This window comes from Microbacterium sp. NPDC086615 (assembly GCF_040686055.1).
Lineage (GTDB): Bacteria > Actinomycetota > Actinomycetes > Actinomycetales > Microbacteriaceae > Microbacterium.
Genome location: NZ_JBFBJJ010000006.1, coordinates 1 through 22,160, shown reverse-complemented (window position 1 = coordinate 22,160; position 22,160 = coordinate 1). Strand labels below are relative to the sequence as shown.

Here is a 22,160-nt window from a genome sequence, read left to right as displayed (position 1 = left end):
TAGCGATCACCGCTACACGCGGGCATGATTGACCCCATGTCCACCGTCGCTCCGCCCCTCCTCGAGGTGCGCGGAGCGACGGTGCGTTTCGGCGTCGAATCGGCGCTGTCCGACGTGGACTTCCGCCTCCTCCCTGGCGAGGTGCACTCGCTCATGGGCGAGAACGGCGCCGGCAAGTCCACGCTGATCAAGGCGATCACCGGTGCACTCCGTCTCGACTCCGGGTTGATCGAGCTCGACGGCCGGGAGGTGCGGTTCTCCTCTCCGGCGGATGCGCAGGCGGTCGGCATCTCGACCGTCTATCAGGAGATCGACCTCCTGCCCAACCTCACGGTGGCCGAGAACATCTCGCTCGGCCGTGAGCCGCGTCGCTGGGGCGTCATCGACCACCGCGCGATGCGCGAGCGCGCCGTCGAGGCGCTGACGTCGCTCGGCGTGGACGTCGACCCGTCCTCGGTGCTGTCGTCGCATCCCCTCGCGGTGCAGCAGCTGGTCGCGATCGCGCGGGCGGTCTCGACCGAGGTCAAGGTGCTCGTGCTCGACGAGCCCACGTCGAGCCTGGATGCCGACGAGGTCGCCGAACTGTTCCGCGTCATCCGCGACCTCAAGGCGCAGGGCATCGCGATCGTCTTCGTCTCGCACTTCCTCGATCAGGTGTACGAGATCTGCGACCGCGTCACGGTGCTGCGCGGCGGACGCCTGGTCGGCGAGTACGGCACGCGTGAGCTGCTGCGCATCGATCTCGTCGAGAAGATGCTCGGCGCGACCGCCGAGGTCCTCGCACCGCTCGGTCAGCGCGAGATCGAGACCACCGAGGGCCCGTCGGTGCTGAGCGCCCGGGGCTTGGCATCCGGGGCCCGTCTTCGCGAGGCCGATGTCGACATCGCCGAGGGAGAGGTGATCGGGGTCGCGGGGCTTCTGGGATCCGGCCGCAGCGAACTCGCGCGCTCGCTCACGGGTGTCGACCGCCCCGACGGCGGCGAGCTGCGCATCGACGGCGAGCCCGTCCGCCTGTCGTCGCCGCGCGAGGCGATCCGCCGCCGCGTCGCCTACTCGTCGGAGAACCGGCGCACCGAGGGGGTCATCGGCGACCTCAGCGTCCTCGACAACATCACCCTGGCGCTGCAGGCGCAGCGCGGGATCTTCCACCGGCTCACCAACGCGCGGCGCCGCGAGCTCGCGATGAGCTGGGTCGAGGCGCTGCACATCCGGCCCGCCGACATCGACCGTCCCGTCCGCACGCTCTCGGGCGGCAACCAGCAGAAGGTGCTCCTCGCGCGTCTGCTCGCGCTGTCGCCACGGCTCATCGTGCTCGACGAACCCACCCGCGGCATCGACGTCGGGGCGAAGGCCGAGATCCAGCGGCTGGTGGGAGAGCTCAGCGACAACGGGCTCTCGATCGTCTACATCTCGGCCGAGCTCGACGAGGTGCTGCGCGTCGCTCATCTGGTCGCGGTGATGCGCGACGGCGTCCTCGCGCAGATCGTGCCGGCTGCCGACCTCACCTCCGACGCGCTGCTCGCGCTCGTGGCCGGTCATACGAGCGGAGACGAGGGCGGCGTTGGCTGAAGACAAGGCCTCGCGGACCGCCAACATCTTCGATGTCGCCCGCCTCGCCGGGGTGTCGCACCAGACCGTCTCGCGCGTGCTCAACAACATGCCGAACGTGCGCCCCGCGACCCGCGCGCGCGTCGAGCAGGCGATCGCGCAGCTGCGCTACAGCCCGTCACCCGCCGCCCGTGCGCTGGTCACCCGCCGCACCCGCACGATCGGCCTGGTCACCCCGGGCACCGTCGACTACGGCCCGACCTCGATCGCCACGAACTTCAACTTCGCCGCGCGCGCGGCCCGGTACAACGTCGACGCGATCAGCTCGCCGCAGAGCGACGTCGCCCCGGTTCGTGCGGCCATCGACGGCCTGCTGAAGCAGCGCGTGGATGCCATCGTCCTCGTCGTCGTCGACACGGAGGTGCTCGCGGCGGTCCAGGCGCTCGACATCGACGTCCCGATCGTGGCGGCGGCGGCCAGTGCCCGTCCTCACCCTCGCCTCGTGGCGATCGATCAGTACCGCGGGGCGCGCAGCGCCGTTCGGCACCTGCTCGAGGCGGGATATGACACCGTGCGCCACATCGCCGGCCCTGCGCGGAACCCCGACGCCGTCGAGCGCATCCGTGGGTGGCGCGAAGAGATCGCGACCGCTCGCGCGCAGTCGACGCCGGCCGTGCACGGCGACTGGTCGGCGGCGAGTGGATACCGCATCGCGTCCGAGGCCGATCTGTCGCCGGGCGAGGGCATCTTCGTCGCCAACGACCACATGGCGATCGGCGTGCTCTCGGCGCTGCGCGAGCGCGGGCTGCGCGTGCCCGAGGACATCGGGGTGGTGGGCTTCGACGATGTGCCCGAGGCCGCTTTCGTCTACCCCTCACTGGCCACGGTGCGACAGGACTTCGCCGCCCTCGGCGAGATCCTCATGCAGAAGGTGCTTCTGCTCGTCGAGGAACCCGACACGGTGACCGAGAGCACACCCCTGCCGACGCGGCTCGTCGTACGGTCGTCGGCGCCGCTCGCGCGCTGAGGTGCGCCGTTCGCTCGCGTGCTTGTTCGCGGGCGTCGGGCGTGTGCCGACCGCCCTTAGCGTCCCCGCCCCCGCCGCCGCCCCCGCGCCCCTCCCCGGTGCCGCCGCCCGCGCGGCGCATAAACGCGATCCACTCGCATAAACGCGGTGTGCACGTGTTTCTGTGCGCGAATAGCGTTTATGCGTCCACCCGACGGCGCCGACGCCGCCGCCCCGCCCCGCCCCTCGCCCTGCCCGACGCGGAAAGGGCCCCGGATGCCATGGCATCCGGGGCCCATGTCGAGCGAGACGTTCAGCCCAGCAGCGGCACCGCGCCCACCAGCACGCCGACGGCGAGCATCACGAGCGACACGATCGTCGCGCGCCACAGCACCTTCTTGTGGTGGTCGCCGAGGTTGACGCCCGCGAGCGAGACGAGCAGCAGGATCGCGGGGACCAGCGGGCTCTGCAGGTGCACGGGCTGGCCCGTGATCGACGCGCGGGCCATCTCGACCGGGGCGATGCCGTAGTTCGCGGCGCTCTCGGCGAGCACGGGCAGGATGCCGAAGTAGAACGCGTCGTTCGACATGAAGAACGTGAACGGGATCGACAGGATGCCGGTGATCACGGCGAGGAAGGGCCCCATCGACGACGGGATCACCTCGGTGATCCACGACGCCATCGCGGTCACCATGCCGGTGCCGTTCAGCACGCCCACGAGGACGCCGGCCGCGAGCACCATCGACACGACACCGACGATGCTGGGCGCGTGAGCGACGATCTCGTCGGCCTGTCCGCGCAGCTTCGGGAAGTTCACGATGAGGGCGAGCGCCGCGCCGACCATGAACACGAACGCGAGCGGGAAGATGTCCATCACCAGCAGCACCATGACGGCGACGGTCAGCGCGAGGTTGAACCAGATGAGCTTCGGGCGGAGCGTCGCGCGGTTCGGGTCGAGCATCGTGTCGGCCATCGCGGTGTCGGCCGTGTCGACCAGCTGGGTCGCGGCGACGGCGTCGCGGCCGCCGCGGACGGTGACGATGTTCCCGGTGCGCAGCGAGGCGGCAGCCCCGGGCTTGGGCTCCGCGCCGCGCACCAGCGCCGGACCGCCGAGACGACCGAAGACCCCGGGGGTGTCGAGCTTCGAGGTGTCGACGACGCCCGCGAGGCGCTTGCGCTCGGCGAGGCCCAGGAACCACGCGAAGGCAAGAGAGACGACGAGGCCCGCGGCGAGCGAGGGGATCATCGGCACGAAGACGTCGGTCGGCTGGAGGCCCAGTGCGGTCGCCGCGCGGACGGTCGGACCGCCCCACGGGACGATGTTCATCGTGCCGTTCATCAGGCCCGCGACACAGGTGAGCACGACGGGGCTCATCCCCAGGCGCAGGTAGAGCGGCAGCATCGCCGAGGTCGTGATGATGAAGGTGGTCGAGCCGTCGCCGTCGAGCGAGACGGCGCCGGCGAGGATCGCCGTGCCAAGCACGATCTTGGCCGGGTCGTCGCCCAGCACGCGCGTGATCACGCGGATCAGCGGGTCGAACAGGCCGACATCGATCATGATGCCGAAGTACATGATCGCGAACATCAGCAGGGCCGCCGTGGGCGCCATCTTGCTGATCGCGTCGATCACCATGTCGCCGAGACCGAGGCCGGCGCCGGCGATCAGGCCGAAGATCGTGGGCACCACGATGAGGGCGACCATGGGGGTCAGGCGCCGCGTCATGATCAGCGCCATGAACGACAGGACCATGAGGAAGCCGAGGGCGACGAGCACGCCGTCGGCGGGCGTGTAGGCCACCGCGTACTCTTCGGCTTCGGACGCAAGGATCAGGGGGGTCATCGCGACTCCTTCGTCGGGACGGGCGCGTCTCTCGCGCTCTCGATGCGGCGACCCTACGGATGCCGAGACCTCGACCGCGCGCTTGCTCGCATTGCGCGGGGTTATGCGCGTACCGTGTGTTCTGCGCATTTCGCGCACGCCGTCGCGGTCGCTGCCGCGCGCGACGATGTCGAGCCCGGAGGTTCCCATGCGGTTCGCCACCCGGATGCTCGTCGTGCAGATCGCGACCCAGATCGCCGTCGTCGCGGTGTGCACCGCGGTGTTCGCCTGGCTCGGCGTGCAGCAGCTCAAGGCCGAGGCCGATTCATCGGCGCTGAACATCGCCCGCGCGGTCGCCGAAGCGCCCGAGGTGCGCGACCTCGTCGCGCAGTACTCGGCTGACCCCGGGACTCCGGATGCCGCCTCCCTGCGTGACGGCGCCCTCCAGCACTACGCCGCCGACGTCACCCAGCGCACGCGCGGCCTGTTCGTCGTGATCACCGACGATCACGGCATCCGTCTGGCCCACCCGGATCCGGACCGCCTCGGCCAGGTCGTCAGCACGAGCTTCGCGGACGCGCTCGCGGGCCGTGAGGTCGTCACATGGGAGACCGGAACGCTCGGGGAGTCCGCGCGCGCGAAAGTCCCCGTGTACGCGCCCGACGGGGGCGTGCCGGTCGGTGAGGTGAGCGTCGGCTTCGAACGCGCGAGCGTCTTCGACGATCTGCCCGCGCTCGTCGGCGGGATCGCCGTGGCCGTGGCGCTCGCCGTCGCGATCGGGGCGCTCGTCGCGCTGCTCATGCGCCGCCGGCTCGAGCGCCTCACCCTCGGCGTCCAGCCCGAAGAGCTGGTCGCCCTCGTCCAGACGCAGACCGCCGTGCTCGAGGGCGCCGATGAGGGCGTCCTCGCGATCGACGAGACGGGGGTCGTGCGCGTGTGCACCGCCACCGCCGAACGTCTTCTCGGGATCACGGATGCCGTCGGCCGCCCTCTCGCCGACCTCGATCTCCCGTCGGCCGTCGCCACCGCGCTGGCCGGCGACGGCGCGAGCACGGGGCTGCCCATCGGGGGCCGAGTCGTGTTCATCGACGTGCGTCCGGTGCGCCGCGGCGCTCGCGCGCTCGGCCGGGTCGCGGTGCTGCGCGACCGCACCGACGTGGCCGCGCTGTCGGGGAGGCTCGACAGCGTCCGCGCGATGGGAGACGCCCTGCGTGTGCAGCGGCACGAGAACGCGAACCGCCTGCACGCGGCGGTGGGCTTGCTCGACGCCGGCCGCGCCGACGAGGCTCGCGCATTCCTCGCGGATCTCGTCGATCGCGGCTCGGTGGACTGGGCCGTCCCGGGCATCGACCTCGTCGGCGACGCGATGCTCCAGTCGTTCCTCGGAGCGAAAGCGCTCGCCGCACGCGAGCGGGGAGTCGTGCTGCGCGTGTCCGACGACACCTACCTCCGCGGCACCGTCGACGACGTGGAAGACGTCGTGGCGGTGCTCGGCAACCTCGTCGACAACGCCGTGACCGCCACGGCATCCGGCCCCGAACCTCGAGAGGTCGAGGTCGCGGTGCTCGGCGACGGCGACGCGGTCGTGCTCACGGTGGCCGACACCGGGGGCGGGATCGCCGACGTCGACGCCGCCTTCGCCCCGCGCGAGCGCGACGACGACCCCTCGGCGGTCCACGGCCTCGGGATCGGTCTGCCGCTCTCGCGCGAGTTCGCGCGACGCCGGGGCGGCGACGTGTGGGTCGTCGATCCCGGTGGCGACGGGCACGGTGCCGTCGTGGCAGCCCGTCTGCCCGGAGTCCTTCGAGGAGAGAACGAATGACCGGTATCCGTGTCCTCGTCGTCGACGACGACTTCCGCGTCGCGGGACTGCACCGTGACGCGGTCGCCGCGCGCCCCGGCTTCGTCGCGCTCGAGCCCGCGCGCACGGTCGGCGAGGCCCGAGCCGCCCTCGCCGCGCACCGCCCGGATCTGCTCGTCGCCGACGTCTACCTGCCCGACGGTGACGGCATCGAGCTCGTCCGCTCGGCCGGGATCGACGCGTTCGTCCTCTCCGCGGCGACGGATGCCGAGACCGTCCGGCGTGCATTCACCGCCGGGGCGCTCGCCTACCTGGTGAAGCCCTTCGACACGCGCGTGCTCGCGGAGCGGCTCGACCGTTACGCGCGGTACCGCAACCTGCTGACCAGCTCGCGGCCCCTGTCGCAGGACGACATCGACCGCGCGGCATCCGTGATGCGCGGGGAGCGCGAGGGACCGTCGCTCGCGCGCTCGGCCACCGAGCAGACGGTGCTCGCCGCTCTCGGCGCGGACGAGGCCTCGGCGACCGAGGTGGCCGAGCGCATCGGCGTCTCGCGCGCGACCGCGCAACGACACCTGACCGCTCTCGCCGAACGGGGTCTCGTGCAGGTGAGCCTCCGGTACGGCTCGACGGGTCGTCCCGAGCACCGCTTCCGCGCCGGCGCCTGACCCGCGGAGGGAGGACGGTCACGGGTCGCGGTAAGCGGTGGCAGGGCTCGTCGAAGCCGTCTCCGGCAGGGGTGGCGTGAGGTGACTGAGCTTGTCAAAGCCACCGGGGTGCGACGGCCCCGGTCCCTTCGACAGGCTCAGGGACCTGCCTTCGACATGCTCAGGGACCCCGAGGATGTCACGCTTCCAGGACGACCCACCCGCGCGGCCCGAGCTCGACGCGCCCGTCCGTCGGCCACCCCTCGCCGGCCACGGGGGTCAGCCCGTCCGCGACCGGCAGCGACACCGGCTCGTCGCCGACGTTCAGCGCGACGACGACCGCGTCATCGCCGACCGCCGTCCGCAGGGCGAGAGCGGTATTGGCGACCTCGATCACGTCGGTATGCGCCCGCCACAGCCACGGCTTTCGGCGGCGCAGCGCGACGAGCGCGCGGTGGGCCTGCAGAATGCGCTCGTCGCCCTGCGCTTCCCCGGGGGTCGAGGGGAACGCGGGCCGCACCGCGTCGTCGCCCCCGACGCGTTCCTCCTTCACTCCCGTCCACCCGAACTCGTCGCCCGCGTACACCGACGGCGTCCCGGCGACCGTGAAGAGCACCGCGAGGGCATGCGGGACGAGGTCGCGCCCCACGGCTGAGGCGATCCGCGTCACATCGTGGTTCCCGACGAACGTCTGCGGCACGAAGGTCCGCAGCATCTCGTCGTGCCGCTCGATCGCGTGCCGCAGCTCGAAGAGGTTGCGGTCCGCGATGCCGTGCCAGATCCCCTGCCACAGCTCGTACTGCGTGAGCGAGTCCATCGTCGACTCCCGCACGATCGCCGGAGCGTCGCCGTGGATCACCTCGCCCAGGAACCACCCTTCCGGGAAGCGCTCCCGCACGCGGGGGAGCACCTCGGCCCAGAACGACGACGGCACCGCGTACGCGGCATCCAATCTCCAGCCGTCGATGCCCCGCTCGAGCCAGTGGCACATGACGTCGGCGACGAGGTCGACCACGGCGGGGGAGGAGTGATCCAGCGCGACGAGCGCGTCATGCCCCTCGAACACGTCGGCCTCGAACCGTCCGTCGATCCAACGCCCGCAGAACAGGCCCGGCCCGTTCTCGGTCAGGTCCCGGAAAGCCGCGTGACCGCGCCCCACATGGTTGAACACGCCGTCGAGCAGGATCCGGATGCCACGCTCCCGAGCCGCCGCGACGAGTCGGTCGAAGTCCCGGTCATCGCCCAGTCGCGGGTCGATGCGGAAGTGGTCGACCGTGTCGTAGCCGTGCGTCTCGGAGGCGAACACCGGTCCCAGCAACAGGCCGTTCAGCCCCAGCTCGATGACGTGGTCGAGCCACGGCTCGAGGCGGTCGAGGCGGTGCACCGGCGCGGCATCCGGACCCTCGTTCTCGCGGATCGGGGCGTCGACGAAGCCCAGCGGATAGACGTGCCACCAGATCACGTGTTCGGGCCACGAGGGCATCCGGTCTCCTCTCGATCGGGGTCGAGGTTCTCGACGCTATCCGGGGGGTCCGACACGGCGAGGGGGGCTTGCCCCTCACGCCCGCGCCCGGTCCTCGGGCAGGGCGAACGCCTCGAGATCGAGCGCGCGAGCGCGCGCCGACTCGACGGCGGCGGAGACGGCCCCGATCGACACGATGTCGGCCCCGAGCGTCGAGGCCACGATCCGCGGCGCCGGAAGGTGCAGCGAATCGGGGATCGCCTCGATCGCCGCGGCGATGATCGGTCCCGCACCGGCAGCGATCGCTCCGGACACCACCACGCGTTCCACGTCGAAGAGGCTGCCGAAGATCGCCGCCACTCCGGCGAGCGCCGGGCCGACCGCGCGTGCCGCGGCGAGGGCTCCGATATCGCCCGCGGCGGCGAGGTCGAGCACGGTCTTGGCATCGAGGCGCTCGGGATCGATCCCACGTAGCGCGCTGTCGACCGGAAGGGTTCCGGATGCCAGAGCCGCCCGCGCCGCATCCACGCACCGCGGTGCGAGGCCCCACGCGCTGCCGACGCCCTCGACCTGATCGAAGGCGACGGTCTCGCCCGCCCCTCCGTGCGCGCCGCGGAGCAGATGACCGTCGACGCTGATCCCCGCGCCGAACCGCTCGCCGGCGAGCAGCGCGACGAAGTCGTCGCAGCCCACCGCCGCGCCGTGCGTCCCTTCAGCCACCGCGGCGAGGGTGGCGTCGTTCTCGACGCGTACGACGGGCGCCCACGCCGCGAAGGTGTCGACGAAGTCGGGGTTCATGCGCGCCCAGAAGCCGTCGTGGTGGACGGGGGACCGCCCCGCCCGGTCGACCGGCGCGGGCACGCCGACACACAGCGCGACGAGGTCGTCGCGCGAGCGCCGCGCGCGCGTGAGGGCCGCGTCGACCGTCGCCTCGGCGGCGCGGCGGCGTCGCTCGGGCGAATCGAGTTCGGGGTCGACGGTGAGCCGCGAGGTCGCGAGGGTCGTGCCGCGGAGGTCGGCGACGGTCGCGGTGAGGTGACCGCGTCCCGCGTCGACCCCGACCACGAGCCCTGCGCCGGGTTGGAAGGCGAAGCGGCGCGCGGGGCGCCCCTTCGAGTACTCGCCGACCGCGCGGGCGTTGGGCATCTCCGCGAGGAGCCCGCGCGCGGTCAATTCGTCGAGCACGTCGATGGCCGTCGAGCGGGTCAGCCCGACCGCGGCGATCACGTCGCTGGCGGTGAAGGCGTCCTCGTCCCAGACGCGGGTCAGCACCGCGTCGAGGTTGTGGCGGCGCAGCGACGGCGTCGTCGTCATGGCATCCATCGGCTCTCTTGACCCCCCTGAGTTCTCCTGCAATACTGCCTGCACTACATTGATTTGGCGAGTAGATTTACTCACCGACACAACATATTCGCAGTGCAGCGGAGGAGGCAGCTGGTGTCGACGAAGACGAGGGCCGGGCGACGATGGGTCGCCGCGACCGCGGTGGGGGTGCTCGGGGCGGCGATGCTCGCGGGCTGCTCCGCCGACGGTCGCGAGACGATCCGCTTCACCTTCAGCAAGCGCGAGGCGCTGTCGTTCATGAACGACGTCGTTGCCGAGTACAACGCCTCGCAAGACCGGGTGCGCGTCGAGATGGACAGCTCCGGCGTCGACGTCGTGTCGGCCAGCTTCGTCCGCGGCAACCCGCCCGACATCATGCTCGCGAACTACAACTACGAGACCGCCCGCTTCGTCCAGCGGTGCGCGCTGAGCGACCTCTCGGGCACGACGGCCGCGAGCACGGTGCGCGACGACCTGCAGCCCCTCATGGACCAGTACGGCTCGTGCGAAGGGCGCACCAGCGCGCTGCCCTACTCGGTCATGGCGGCCTCGGTCATCTACAACAAGCAGATCTTCGACCAGTACGGACTCGAGGTTCCGACCACGTGGGACGAGCTGCTCCAGGTCTCCGAGACGCTGAAGGCCAATGGCGTGACGCCCTTCTACGGCACCTTCAAAGACGACTGGACTGTCGGACAGGGCTGGTACGACTACTCCGTCGGCGGATCGCTCGACGTCATCGACTTCTTCGACGCGCTCGCCGCCGAGGGCGACGAGGTCGGGCCGCAGTCGGCGGTGTCGTTCGCGAAGGACTTCAGCGAGCCGATGGACCGCATGCTCGAGCTCGCCCGGAATTACACGAACCCGGATGCCGAGAGTCGGGCCTACGGCGACGGCAACCTCGCGTTCGCCCAGGGGCAGGCGGCCATGTACCTGCAGGGCCCGTGGGCGCTCGGTGAGATCGCCAAGACCTCGCCCGACCTGCCCGTCGGCACCTTCCCGCTGCCCATGACCGATGACCCGGCAGACCTGAAGGTCCGCGTCAACATGGACCTCGCGGCCATCATCCCCGAAGCGTCCCGGCACAAGGATGCCGCGCGCGACTTCCTCGAGTACCTGTACCAGCCCGGGGTGATCGAGACGTACAACGAGTCGCAGCTCGGGTTCGCGCCGACGAAGGACGCCCCCTCGCCGAGCGACCCCCGGGTCGCGGGAATGGTTCCGTACTACGACGAGGGCCGCATCTACCAGGGCGCCTCGGTGCTCGTGCCCAAGACCATTCCGGTCTTCAACTACGCGCAGGCGATGCTGTTCGGTGCCTCCCCGCAGGCCACCCTGAACACCCTCGACCAGGACTGGTCGCGGCTCGCGTTCCGCCAGCCGCCGGCTTCGACGAACGACGCATCCGGCGAGGAGGCCGCGCGATGAGCACCACCACCACGATCGTGACCGGCGGGAAGGCGACCGCGCGTCGCAGCACCCGCCGGGTCGAGCCGATCTACTACTTCTTCCTGTTGCCGACGCTCGTGCTGTTCACGCTGGCGATCACGGTGCCCGGGATCATCGGCATCTTCTTCAGCTTCACCGACTCAATCGGTCTGGGGGAGTGGAACTTCACCGGCCTGACGAACTACATCGCCATCTTCAGCGACCCGGCGATCCTGCAGAGCTACCTCTTCACCTTCGGGTTCTCGGTCGCCACGGTCATCGTCGTCAACGTCGCGGCGTTCCTTCTCGCGGTGGGCCTCACCGCGCAGATCCGCTTCAAGAAGGCGCTGCGCACGGTCTTCGTCATCCCGATGGTGATCTCGGGCATCATCATCGCCTACGTCTTCAACTTCCTCTTCAGCAACTCCGTCCCGCAGGCCGGAGCCTCGCTCGGCATCCCGTGGCTCGAGACGAGCCTGCTCGCCAACCCCGATCTGGCGTGGGTCGCGATCGTCATCGTCACCGCGTGGCAGGCGATCCCCGGCACGCTGCTGATCTACATCGCGGGGCTGCTGTCGGTGCCCGGCGACGTCTACGAGGCCGCCGGCCTCGACGGGGCGAGCAAGACCCAGCAGCTCCTTCGCATCACGCTGCCGCTCGTGGCCGGATACGTCGTCATCAACGTCATCCTGGGCTTCAAGGGCTTCCTCAATGCCTACGACATCATCGTCGGTCTCACCGGCGGAGGCCCGGGTACCGCGACGCGCAGTGTCGCGATGTCGATCATCCTCGGCTTCAACGGTGGCGATTACGCCTACCAGATGGCCAACGCGGCGCTCTTCTTCGTCGTGGCCGTCGTCATCTCGCTCCTCCAGCTCTCCCTGACCCGGGGAAGGAACACCCTGTCATGACCGCTCTCAACCAGCCCGCGCTCGCGTTCGAGCAGGCCGAGATCACCGTCCCCGCGAAGCAGCGGTCCCGTCCCCGCATCCGCCGTGTCGGCGCCGAGCGCATCAACTGGTCGGCGACGACCATCCTCGTGCTCTGCTCGCTGACCGTGCTGCTGCCGCTGTACGTGACCATCTCGATGGCGCTGAAGAGCGGGACGCAGGTCGTCGACGGAAACGCCTTCTCGTTCCCCTCGCCGATCAGCTTCGACGGCTTCGTACAGGCGTGGACACTGACGAAGTTCCCCGTCGGTCTCGCCGTCTCCCTCCTGGTCACCGCCGGCACGGTCGCGGCGACGATCATCCTCGCGGCCTTCGCCTCGTACGCGATCGCCCGCAACTGGGATCGCAAGCTCTTCCGGTACTCGTTCTTCTACCTGCTCGCGGCGATGTTCATCCCGTTCCCGGTCGTCGCGCTCCCGCAGATCCAGCTCACCGGCCGGGTCGGTCTCGACAACCCGGTCGGCGTGATCATCCTCGCCACGATGTTCCAGCTGAGCTTCAGCGTGCTGCTGTTCACGGCGTTCCTGCGCTCGATCCCGCTGGAGCTCGAGGAGAGCGCGCGCATCGACGGCGCGACGACGTGGCAGACGTTCTGGCGGCTGATCTTCCCGCTGCTCGCCCCGATGAGCGCCACCGTCGGCATCTTCGCGTTCCTGTACGCGTGGAACGACTTCATGATGCCCTCGCTCATCATCAGCGATCCGGCCTTGCAGACGCTGCCCGTGCGCCAGAACCTGTTCCAGACGCAGTTCAGCAACAACTACAACGTCGCCTTCGCCTCCTACCTCATGGCCATGGCCCCCGCGATCGTCGCCTATCTCTTCACCCAGCGATGGGTGATGGCCGGCGTCACGCAGGGCGCCGTCAAGGGCTGATCGTCCCTCCACCCCGAAAGGAACCCCGCACGTGACTACCACCGCCCCCTCGGTGCAGACCCGCGAACTCTCCGACGCCCCCGACTGGTGGCGCCAGGCCGTGGTGTACCAGGTGTACCCGCGCAGCTTCGCCGACACCGACGGCGACGGCCTCGGCGACATCAAGGGCATCACCTCGCGCGTCCCGTACCTCGCGGAACTGGGGGTGGATGCCGTCTGGCTGAGCCCCTTCTACCCCTCGGCGCTCGCCGACGGAGGGTACGACGTCGCCGACTACCGCGACGTCGACCCGAAGCTCGGCACCCTGGCCGACATGGACGAGCTCATCGAGCGGCTCCACGCCCATGGCATCCGTGTCGTCGTCGACATCGTGCCGAACCACACCTCGAACGACCACGCCTGGTTCCAGGAGGCGCTGGCCGCAGGCCGCGGGTCGGCCGCGCGCGAGCGGTACATCTTCCGCGAGGGCACCGGGATCGACGGCTCCGAGCCGCCCACCGACTGGCTCTCGGTGTTCGGCGGTTCGGCGTGGGAGCGCGTCGAAGACGGCCAGTGGTACTTCCACAACTTCGACGTGTCGCAGCCCGACCTGAACTGGTCCAACCCCGAAGTGCGCGCCGACTTCGTGAAGACCCTGCGCTTCTGGAGCGACCGCGGCGTCGACGGCTTCCGCATCGACGTCGCGCACATGCTGACGAAGGACCTCAGCGAGCCGCTGCCCTCGCGGGCCGAGCTCGAGGCGCTGCCCTTCGACGGCAAGCACCCCCTGATCGACCGTGACGACGTGCACGAGGTCTACGCCGAGTGGCGTGCGGTGTTCAACGAGTACGACCCGCCGCGCACCGCCGTCGCCGAGGCGTGGGTCCACCCCTCCCGCGTGCCGCTGTACGCGAGCATCGAGAGCTTGGGTCAGGCTTTCAACTTCGATCTGCTCGAGGCCGATTTCGATGCGGGGCAGTTCCGCCGCATCGTCGCCGACAACCTCGCGCTCGCCGCGCAGTCGGGTTCGTCGACGACGTGGGTGTTGTCTAACCACGACGTCGTCCGTCACGCCACCCGGTACGGGCTCCCGGATGCCGAGCGCGGAGCCGACGGTCGCCCCACGCTCAAGCACGGCAACGAATGGCTGCTCTCGGGCGGCCAGTCGCCCGCCCTCGACGCCGCGCGCGGCGAGCGCCGGGCCCGCGCCGCCGCGACGTTCGTGCTGGGCCTCCCGGGATCCGCGTACCTGTACCAGGGCGAGGAACTGGGGCTGCACGAGGTGGCCGACATCCCCGACGCCGACCGGCAGGATCCGACGTTCTTCCGCAGCCCAGGGATCGACCAGGGTCGGGACGGATGCCGCGTGCCCCTGCCGTGGACCGCGGACGGCCCCGCGTTCGGCTTCGGCTCGACCGGTGCGCACCTCCCGCAGCCGGAGTGGTTCGGTACCTACGCGGTCGATCTGCAGGATGGCGACCCCGCCTCGACGCTGTCGCTCTACCGCCGCGCGCTCGACCTGCGCCACGAGCTGCAGACCGACGAGCAGTTGGAGTGGATCGACACGGGCCGCGATGACGTGGTGGCCTTCGAGCGTCCGAACGGCTGGACCGTCGTGACGAACTTCGGCACCGAGCCGGCCGCGCTCCCCGCGGGCGAGGTGCTTCTGTCGAGCACCGCGCTCGAGGGCGACACGCTCCCCGCCGAGACGACGGTCTGGCTCCGCCGCGCCTGACCCACCGCCCGCGGGAGCCCCGCACCCCTTTCCGGGCGCGGGGCTCTCTCGCGCGCCACTCTCGTCGACTGTCCAAGACACGCCGTAACTCCCCGCGCGGTTACGGCGTTTCTCGGACACTCAACCGCGATCCGTGCGCACCCACGCCTCACCCCGGCGCTCGATCGCGCCGGCCGCGGCAAACGCGTCGAGCCACCCGCCCATCGGCCACTCGCCCCACCGCTCATGGAACCTTGCGCCGTTGCGCAGGATGTCGTCGAGATGCTGCCACGGGGGAGAGGACACCGGATGCCACTGGTGGAACGCATCCGCCCCACCGATCCAGCGCATCTCGACGCCTCGCTCGCGCGCCGTCCACGCGAGGTCGGTGTCCTCGGCGCCATACCCCTCGTAGCCGGGGTGGAACCCGCCGATCCGCCGCCAGGTCGCGGGCGTCACCGCGAACGACAGTGACCAGAACAGGTCGTACTCGGCGGCGGTCGCGGTGCGCGCCTGACCGAGAGGAAGCGCCGGTCGCGCGCGGTGCGGGCGCCGGAGAAACGGCAGGTCGGAGGCGCTTCCCGGGCGCTGGACGCTCGTGAGATAGGTCACCGGGCCCGCCAGGAGAGCGGCTGGATCCGTCCGCGCCGCCGCCCGGTACGCGGGCAGCAGCTCCGGACCCGGCAGGCAGTCCACGTCGAGGAAGACGAGCAGCTCGGCTCCCGCGTCGATCGCCCGCTCGGCGGCACGGTTCCGTCCCTCGCCGACCCTGATTCCTCGGGGTCCGGGCGGCACGTGCAGCGTGTGGGTCCCGACATCCCGGATGCCATCCGGCAACGTCTCGTCGAGCCAGGCCTCCACCCGCACGATGTCGTTCGACACCTCGGCGAGCACTCGCCGTTGACGCTCGAGATGCTCGCGCCTGGCTGCGGAGGCGACCGTGATCACGGCGGTCCTCACGGCAGCATCCCCTCGATCGCCGCAGCCATCCGCGTCGCGGCCCCCGAGACCTGCCAGCGCGTCCAATCGGGGTCGTCGTCTCCGGCTCGCTCGATGACCGAGGCCAGTTCAGCGGCCGAAGCGGCGGAGTCCGCCGTTCGCGCGAGTCCCCACCTCTCGAGAGCGTCCGCGGTGGCCCGCTGTTCGTCGAAAGGTCGGTCCTGGGCGATCACCACGGCTCGAGCCCCGGATGCCGCGAGGTCCGCGACACTGTTCTGCCCGGCCGCGCTCACGACCACCGTGCTCCGACAGAGCAGCGGCCACGGATCGTCGACGCGGGCGTGGTCCTCGTGTCCTATGGAGCGGACATCCCATCCGCCGGCCGAGAGTCGGGTGGTGAGCTCGGTGTGGACGGCGGGGTCGAGGATGTGTCCGAGCAGAAGAACCGCCCGTGGCTCGCGGGCGTTCTCGCGTGTGCGTGCGTCGAACCGCGAGATCCCCCCGGTCCAGACGACGCGATCGGCATGCGCCGTGAGGCCGGGGGTCGGCACCGCGCCGTGCGGCCACGGCGCCACGATGCGATCCGCCAGTCGGTAGGCGAGGGCATGCGGAGCGTCGGTCCGCGCGCCCGGCTGGGTCACCGCGACGGTGCGCAGGCCCAGGAGGCGAGCGAGAGCGACGACCTCGGCACTCACGTCGACGACGAAGGCCCCGAGGTGTCGCTCGGCGGCGACGCGGGCGATCGTCGCAAGTCGGGCGCGATGTCCGGGATGATCGTGCGGGGCCCAGTGCAGCGCCCCTCGTGCCGTCGGATCGGCGCTGCGTGGATCGAGGACGGTACCGTCCGCGGTCTCGACGGCATCGGCATCCGGGGGTAACTCCACCCATTCGACCGCGGGGTCGAGTCCGGCGGGCCGCGTCGACGACGAGAACGCCATGACCGGAACCCGCAGGTGGGGCTGTACGGCGAGGAATCGAGCGACGTGCCCGAAGCCGTGGTGGTGGACGTACCAGCCGATCACCACGACACCGCCGGCGCGCGTCGTGCGGCGACGGGCTGAGCGGTGTGCGACAGCACGCGCTCCACTTCCCGGTAGCGCTGCGCGAGAGAGTGCTGCCGCACCGCGGCCCGCCGCGTCCACACCCGGGTCAGGGGCTCGCGCGCGCCCCGGGCGGCGAGCTCGGCCGCGGCCTTCCCGAGCGCGACGACGTCGCCGGGTATGACGGTCGCCGATCCCGGCATCCCCGCGAGCACCTCCGACACCCCGCCGATGTCGAACGCGGCGACGGGGGTGCCGGTGGCCAGCGCTTCGGCGATGACCAACCCGAACGGCTCTTCCCACATCGGCGTCACGAGGGCGACCGCCGACGATCCGACCAGACGGCACAGCTCGGGCTGCCGCAGCGGTCCGACGTAGCGCGCGTGCGGTCCGAGCCGGGGCACGACCTCCTGCTCGAAATAGTCGACGTCGCCGATCCGCCCGGCCAGCACGAGGTGAGCGCCGACGGCGCGCGCCGCCTCGATCGCCAGGTGAGGGGCCTTTTCCGGCACCACACGACCCGACCACACCCACGACGTTCCGCCCTCGCCGCGGGTCCACTGGTCGGTGTCGATGCCGTTCGGGAAGACGAACGCGTCGACCCCCTCCACCGACCACGCGCGTGCGGTCGCCTGGCTGACGGCGACGAAGCGGTGAGCGCTGTCACGCACCTGCTCGGCCGCTTCGAGCAGCGGTTCGAGGGGAGGGGTGTGCAGGGTCGTGACGACCGGGATCTCGGCCTCTCGGCTCCACCGGATCGGCGCCGGATGAAGGCTGTGGTTGTCGACGACGTCGTAGAGGTGGCGGTCGGCGATCAGCCGATCGCGCGCGGCCTCGAAGGCCGCGTCGACGGCCCCGGCGTACCCGAGGGGATAGTCCGTGTCCGACGACTCCTCGGGGCGCGTCCACGCGGGCGTCGGCAAGCGGAACTCGGGCACGTCGCCGAGGTAGTCCGATCCGTCCGCCGCGCACAGCGTGACGTCGTGGCCGCGCGCTTGCAACCACCGCACCCGGTCCCAGACGCACGCCTCCAGCCCTCCGGCGTGGGGCTGGCGCAGCGGATAGCGCGACGGCGCGACGACGAGGACGCGCAGCGGACGCGACGCGCGGCTCATGCGGCATCCGTCGTCTGGAGAGCCCGGCGGTAGATCTCGAGGTGTGCGGCGCGTATCCGGTCACGCTCGGCGGATCGCTCGCGACGTCGCCGAGCGACCTCCTCGGCGCGCCGCTGCGATCCGGATGTCGACCACGCCGGTGCCGTGGCATCCGTGATCGCCCGCGCGAGCGAGTTCGGGTCCCCCACGGCGAAGGCGTGGAAGTCCTCGGGATGCTGCGCCGCGATGTGCCCCACGAGCGTGCCGATCACCGGCACCGCGAGGTCGAAGCAGAGCTCTGCCCACCCCGATTGCGTGCCGTGCCGGTACGGCAGCAGACACGCGTCGAGGTCGGCGAGCCAGCTCGCCAGCTCGTCGTCGTCGAGACGGTCGCCGCGCTCCAACGTCACGCCGTCCGCCTCCGCGGCGAGTCGGTCGATGGATGCCGCCGCCTCCGCGTCGCGGACGCGCTCGTTCACCCGTACCACGGCCTCGACGCGCGCGCCTTCGGCGCGGAGGTCGGCGATCGCCCGCACCAGAGTCGCCACGGTGCCCACCCCGTCGATGTTCGGTCGCAGGTCGCGCAGGTGCACGCCCACCCGGGTCGTCGCGTGGGGCGTACCGATGGGCGGGTCCTCCGCGCCGAGCAGCGTCGGGTGCGGCACGACGGTCGTCGACCGGCCGTACACGCGGCGCACCTCGGCGTCGGCGCATTCGGTCAAGGTGATCAGCTGGTCCGCCGCGGCCGTCAGGACGGCGAGCGACGCACGGTGGGCGTCCTGCGATTCGAGCTGCGGGTTCTCCAGGTCGTGGACCGTGTATATGAGCGGACGCCGAGTGCGCCGCAGCGCGGCCACGGTCTCTGCGAGATCGTCCGGGCTGTACGACTCGATCCCGAAGTGCAGGTGCACGAGGTCGAATTCCGCCGCGTGTGCTTCCAGCCAGGCCGGGAGCAGGATCTGCGGCGGCCACCACTGGCCCTCGGGCGAACCGGGGACCGCGGGGTCGCTGAGCAGGGTCACCGCGTGGCGGTCCGTGACGGCGTCCACGTACGGATGCGACGACGGCACGGCGGCCACCCGGATCGGGGGGATGGTGGGGGCGTCGATTCTTTTTCCTCCTCGTGCAGCGGCTTCGTCGGTGCGCGTACCGCATCGACGGAGACATCGCAATGCAACGGGGCGGTTGGGACGACGACGGCACCGACGGATACGTTCACAGCATGAGCGGCGACGAGGGTGGCAAGACGAGCCTTGCGGACCACGGCGGGACGGTGATAGCGCGCCGTCGCCACTACGCGGAGTTCTTCGGCGAGGCCCCGCTTCCCGCCCGCTTCGGCGTGGTCGTCGGCAACTGCCAGGCCGAGTCCCTGCGTCTCGTGATCGCCTCCGACGCGCTCCCCACCATCCGGGTTCCGGCCGTGCACGAGCTCACCAAAACCGACGCCGTGCGCCTGCATGACGTGCTCGCGCGGGCCTCGTTCCTCGTCGCACAGCCGGTCCGTGACGATTACCGGGGCCTCCCGCTCGGCACCGCGCAGCTGCGGGCGTCCCTCCCGAGCGGTGCCCGCGTGGTCCTCGTCCCCTCGATCCGTTACGCCGGTCTGCACCCGTTCCAGGTCGTGCTGCGCCTCCCCGGTTTCGAGCCCGATCCGCCGCTGGTCGCCTACCACGACGTGCGCCTGCTGGCCGAGGCCGCGGGCCTTCCGGTCGAGCGAGAGCTGCCGGCGGAGTCGGTGCGCGAGGTGGCGGCGGAGTCCGTCGCCGAGCTGCGCCGGCGAGAGGATCTCGGGCTCGACGTCTCGGCATCCGATCTGTTCACCCCCGTCGTCGCCGACCTCGCCCGCACGGTCAACCACCCCGGGAACGCCGTGTTCGTCCCCCTGGGCGAGCGGGTGGTCGAGGCCCTCGGCGCGCCCGGGCGAGCGGTCGATCCCGGCCGCCCGATCCTCGCGGGAGTGCGCGCGCCGCTCGAGGAGTGGGTCGTCGACGCCTGGAACCTGGATGCCGAGCCCCAGCCCGACTGGGTCGTCGAGGGCGAGATCCTTCCCGCCGCGACCGTGTCCGAGGCCCACCGTGCCTGGTACGCCGAGCGTCCCGACTTCGTCGCCGCAGCCGTCACGCGTATCGCCTCCCTGCTGCACCGGTGGCGGGCAGCGTGACGGCCCCGATCCTTCTTGTCCACCCCGGTCCCCACGGGGTCGCGGTGTTCGGGCGCGAACTCGCGGACGCGCTGACGGATCTCGGGGCCGATCCTCGGGTGATCGACCCGGCGGAGATTTCATCGCTCACCCCGGGAACCCCTGTCCACGCGCAGATCACCGACCGGCTGTGGGGAACGTCGCCCGAGGACGCGACCGAGTACGTCCTGGCTCTGGCCGCCCGTCATCCGCTGACCGTGACCCTGCACGACGTCCCGCAAGCCTCCGATGGAGAGCGCAACCGGCCCCGCCGACGAGCGTTCTACACGGCGGTCGCTCGAGCGGCACGCGCGATTGCCGTCAACAGCGAGCATGAGCGCGCGCTGCTCGATGAAGAGGGCGTGTGGAGCGGGCCCGTCGCCGTGGTGCCGCTTCCCGTCACCGCGCACACGCTGTCGACCCGTCCCCGACTCGACGACGCCGTGGGCGTTCTGGGCTACTTCTACCCGGGGAAGGGACACGACGAAGCGCTCGCCGCGACCGTCGCGGCCGGACTGCCCCGGCTTCGCGTGCTCGGGCGCGCGTCGGACGGTCACGCTGATGAACTCGACGCCTTCGTCCGGCGCGCCCGCGGTCTCGGGGTGACGACCGAGGTCACGGGCTGGCTCGACGACGCCGAGATGGCGGTGCAGGCACGCACGGTCGCGGTTCCGGTGATCGCCCATCGGCACGTCTCGGCGTCCGGGTCGCTGGCGTCGTGGATCGGCTGGGGCCGTCGACCCGTCGCGGTCCGCAACCGCTACGTCGACGAGATGTCTGCCCTGCGTCCGGGCACACTGCGCTCCGTCGAACCGGAGGCCCTGCCGGCTGCGATTCGTGAGGCTGTCGACGACCCGTCCTCGACCTGGCACGGCGTCGACCCCATCCCGTTCGATCGGGCCGAAGCCGCTCGCGCGTACCTCCGGTGGTGGGCCGAGGTGCTCTCATGAGCGCACCCGGGTGGGTGGTCGGCAACCGGTGGGACGACGTCGCGGACGCGCCGTCACGCCTCGCGCGGGTGAGCGTCATCGTGACGCACTACGACCAGCAGGCCGAGCTCGACCGGACGCTCCTCGCGCTGTCGCGCCAGGACTATCCCGCGCATCTCGTCGAGATCGTCGTCGCCGACGACGGCTCTCCCTCCGCGCCGATCGTGCCCCCGGGAGTCCGGGTCGTGAGTCAGCCGGACCTCGGGTTCCGGGCCGCCGCCGCGCGGAACAGGGGAGTCGCCGCGAGTACGGGAGAGATCCTGTGCTTCCTCGACGCCGACACGGCGCCCGAGCCGGGGTACGTCCGAGCGATGACGCGCCTGCCCGCGCTCCTGCCCGAGGCGGTCACGGTGGGGCGACGCCGGCACGCCGCCCTCGCGGGGGTGGACCCCTCTGCGCCGATCGCCGAGATCGCCCCGACCGTCGAGCTGCCCGAGCCGCAGTGGCTTCTCGACGCTTACGCCCGCACCGAGAACCTCCGGCTCTCCGACGACCGCAGCTACCGGTACATCATCGGTGCCGTGATGGCCTGCTCACGCGCGATGTTCGACGACGTCGGAGGATTCGACGAGAGCTTCTCGTCATACGGCGGCGAGGACTGGGAATGGGCCCACCGCGCGTGGCAGGCCGGCGCCGTCTTCGCGCACATTCCGGATGCCGTCGCCTGGCATGACGGACCTGAGTGGGCCGAACGACCGGGCGTCGATCGCGCCCGCGAGGGCAATGCGCAGACACTCACGCTCGCCGACCTGATCCCCGTCGACGGATCCTCCGGTCGCGGCCTGCTGCCCAGAACCCCCGACCTCGCCATCCACCTGGACGGAGAGTTCGCGCCGGCGGCGACCTTCCTGTGCGTCGACTCGGTCCTCGAAGCGTTCCCTCGTGCAACGGTGATCCTGGATGCCACCCCCACCGTGCCAGTCCTGACGACCGACCCGCGGCTCGTGGTGGGGAACATCCCCGACGCTCGCGTGGTGCTCCGGCTGACGCAGCCCGTCGTCGTTCTCGACGCCGACGAACTGCGCGAGCGGCTCGCGAGGCTCGGACAGGGAGACGAGGGGCGTCTCATCGTCCGGTCTGCGGACGGGACGGCCATCGGCGAGGCGACCTCGCGTCGGGCGCGGCGCCGTGCGGAGCGATGGCACGGAGCCGTCGGGTTCACGACGGGCACCGTCGTGACGAACGGAGTACTTCCCGTGCGCGACGAGCCGCACCTCGAGTCGTGGGTCGGCCGATGGGGCGGTGTCGAGCGCTGGACCTGAGATCCGCGTCTTTCCGCGGTTTCGGGGGTGCGACACGCCCGGGCGGTGGTGTGGATTGGACGAGTGCGCGGGATCCGCGTAACTTATTACTTGTTCGCCCCACAG

General features: G+C 71.1%; 18 protein-coding genes. 11 read left to right on the top strand and 7 right to left on the bottom strand.

Annotated elements, in window-relative coordinates:
- Positions 1-36: 36 nt before the first annotated feature.
- Complete coding sequence (locus tag AB0O24_RS07845) at positions 37-1,569, top strand: sugar ABC transporter ATP-binding protein (protein WP_363373836.1); 1,533 nt, start codon at positions 37-39, stop codon at positions 1,567-1,569.
- The gene (locus AB0O24_RS07840; RefSeq protein ID WP_275799379.1) at positions 1,562-2,575 is read left to right on the top strand and encodes a LacI family DNA-binding transcriptional regulator; all 1,014 of its coding nucleotides are present in this window, start codon (positions 1,562-1,564) and stop codon (positions 2,573-2,575) included. The genes AB0O24_RS07845 and AB0O24_RS07840 overlap by 8 nt, the downstream gene beginning before the upstream one ends.
- Positions 2,576-2,867: 292 nt before the next feature.
- Here AB0O24_RS07840 and AB0O24_RS07835 read toward each other — a convergent pair whose 3' ends face one another.
- Positions 2,868-4,394 (bottom strand): CitMHS family transporter, encoded by a 1,527-nt coding sequence (locus AB0O24_RS07835; RefSeq protein ID WP_363373833.1) that lies wholly within the window; start codon positions 4,392-4,394, stop codon positions 2,868-2,870.
- 187 nt (positions 4,395-4,581) lie between these two features.
- Between AB0O24_RS07835 and AB0O24_RS07830 the strand changes: the two genes are divergently transcribed.
- Together AB0O24_RS07830 and AB0O24_RS07825 are read left to right on the top strand one after the other, a co-directional pair.
- Positions 4,582-6,195: a sensor histidine kinase gene (locus tag AB0O24_RS07830; RefSeq protein ID WP_275799701.1), complete on the top strand. Its 1,614-nt coding sequence runs from the start codon at positions 4,582-4,584 to the stop codon at positions 6,193-6,195.
- A complete protein-coding gene (locus AB0O24_RS07825; RefSeq protein ID WP_275799700.1) occupies positions 6,192-6,842 on the top strand; it encodes a response regulator in 651 nt (216 codons plus the stop codon). The genes AB0O24_RS07830 and AB0O24_RS07825 overlap by 4 nt, the downstream gene beginning before the upstream one ends.
- Before the next feature lie 178 nt (positions 6,843-7,020).
- Here AB0O24_RS07825 and AB0O24_RS07820 read toward each other — a convergent pair whose 3' ends face one another.
- A complete protein-coding gene (locus tag AB0O24_RS07820; protein ID WP_363373829.1) occupies positions 7,021-8,304 on the bottom strand; it encodes an alpha-amylase family glycosyl hydrolase in 1,284 nt (427 codons plus the stop codon).
- A 75-nt stretch (positions 8,305-8,379) separates the two neighbouring features.
- On the bottom strand, positions 8,380-9,597 hold the full coding sequence (locus tag AB0O24_RS07815) for an ROK family protein (protein ID WP_275799698.1): 1,218 nt from the start codon (positions 9,595-9,597) through the stop codon (positions 8,380-8,382).
- A gap of 123 nt (positions 9,598-9,720) precedes the next feature.
- On the opposite strand from AB0O24_RS07815, the gene AB0O24_RS07810 reads away from it, so the two are divergent.
- The 4 genes from AB0O24_RS07810 to AB0O24_RS07795 are packed head-to-tail and all read left to right on the top strand — an operon-like array spanning position 9,721 to position 14,573.
- Positions 9,721-11,034, top strand: coding sequence for an extracellular solute-binding protein (locus tag AB0O24_RS07810; RefSeq protein WP_307384858.1), 1,314 nt, complete (start codon positions 9,721-9,723; stop codon positions 11,032-11,034).
- The gene (locus AB0O24_RS07805) at positions 11,031-11,945 is read left to right on the top strand and encodes a sugar ABC transporter permease (protein WP_058627907.1); all 915 of its coding nucleotides are present in this window, start codon (positions 11,031-11,033) and stop codon (positions 11,943-11,945) included. Before AB0O24_RS07810 ends, AB0O24_RS07805 begins: the two co-directional genes overlap by 4 nt.
- Entirely contained in the window at positions 11,942-12,859 is a 918-nt protein-coding gene (locus AB0O24_RS07800) for a carbohydrate ABC transporter permease (RefSeq protein ID WP_275799695.1), read from the top strand. Before AB0O24_RS07805 ends, AB0O24_RS07800 begins: the two co-directional genes overlap by 4 nt.
- A gap of 31 nt (positions 12,860-12,890) precedes the next feature.
- Entirely contained in the window at positions 12,891-14,573 is a 1,683-nt protein-coding gene (locus tag AB0O24_RS07795) for a glycoside hydrolase family 13 protein (RefSeq protein ID WP_275799694.1), read from the top strand.
- A 120-nt stretch (positions 14,574-14,693) separates the two neighbouring features.
- Here AB0O24_RS07795 and AB0O24_RS07790 read toward each other — a convergent pair whose 3' ends face one another.
- From AB0O24_RS07790 to AB0O24_RS07775, 4 genes are read right to left on the bottom strand one after another with little or no spacing between them, the layout of a single operon-like run.
- Positions 14,694-15,512 carry a galactosyltransferase-related protein gene (locus AB0O24_RS07790; protein ID WP_363373822.1) on the bottom strand — a complete coding sequence of 273 codons (819 nt, stop codon included), beginning with the start codon at positions 15,510-15,512 and terminating at the stop codon, positions 14,694-14,696.
- The gene (locus AB0O24_RS07785) at positions 15,509-16,513 is read right to left on the bottom strand and encodes a hypothetical protein (protein ID WP_363373819.1); all 1,005 of its coding nucleotides are present in this window, start codon (positions 16,511-16,513) and stop codon (positions 15,509-15,511) included. The genes AB0O24_RS07790 and AB0O24_RS07785 overlap by 4 nt, the downstream gene beginning before the upstream one ends.
- On the bottom strand, positions 16,510-17,646 hold the full coding sequence (locus AB0O24_RS07780; protein WP_363373816.1) for a glycosyltransferase: 1,137 nt from the start codon (positions 17,644-17,646) through the stop codon (positions 16,510-16,512). The genes AB0O24_RS07785 and AB0O24_RS07780 overlap by 4 nt, the downstream gene beginning before the upstream one ends.
- Positions 17,643-18,674: a glycosyltransferase gene (locus AB0O24_RS07775; protein WP_363373814.1), complete on the bottom strand. Its 1,032-nt coding sequence runs from the start codon at positions 18,672-18,674 to the stop codon at positions 17,643-17,645. Before AB0O24_RS07775 ends, AB0O24_RS07780 begins: the two co-directional genes overlap by 4 nt.
- 173 nt (positions 18,675-18,847) lie before the next feature.
- On the opposite strand from AB0O24_RS07775, the gene AB0O24_RS07770 reads away from it, so the two are divergent.
- The 3 genes from AB0O24_RS07770 to AB0O24_RS07760 are packed head-to-tail and all read left to right on the top strand — an operon-like array spanning position 18,848 to position 22,055.
- Positions 18,848-19,786, top strand: a complete 939-nt coding sequence (locus AB0O24_RS07770) for a WcbI family polysaccharide biosynthesis putative acetyltransferase (protein ID WP_275799689.1) — start codon at positions 18,848-18,850, stop codon at positions 19,784-19,786.
- Positions 19,783-20,754, top strand: a complete 972-nt coding sequence (locus tag AB0O24_RS07765) for a glycosyltransferase (RefSeq protein WP_275799688.1) — start codon at positions 19,783-19,785, stop codon at positions 20,752-20,754. Before AB0O24_RS07770 ends, AB0O24_RS07765 begins: the two co-directional genes overlap by 4 nt.
- On the top strand, positions 20,751-22,055 hold the full coding sequence (locus AB0O24_RS07760; protein WP_363373809.1) for a glycosyltransferase: 1,305 nt from the start codon (positions 20,751-20,753) through the stop codon (positions 22,053-22,055). Before AB0O24_RS07765 ends, AB0O24_RS07760 begins: the two co-directional genes overlap by 4 nt.
- Positions 22,056-22,160: the final 105 nt, after the last annotated feature.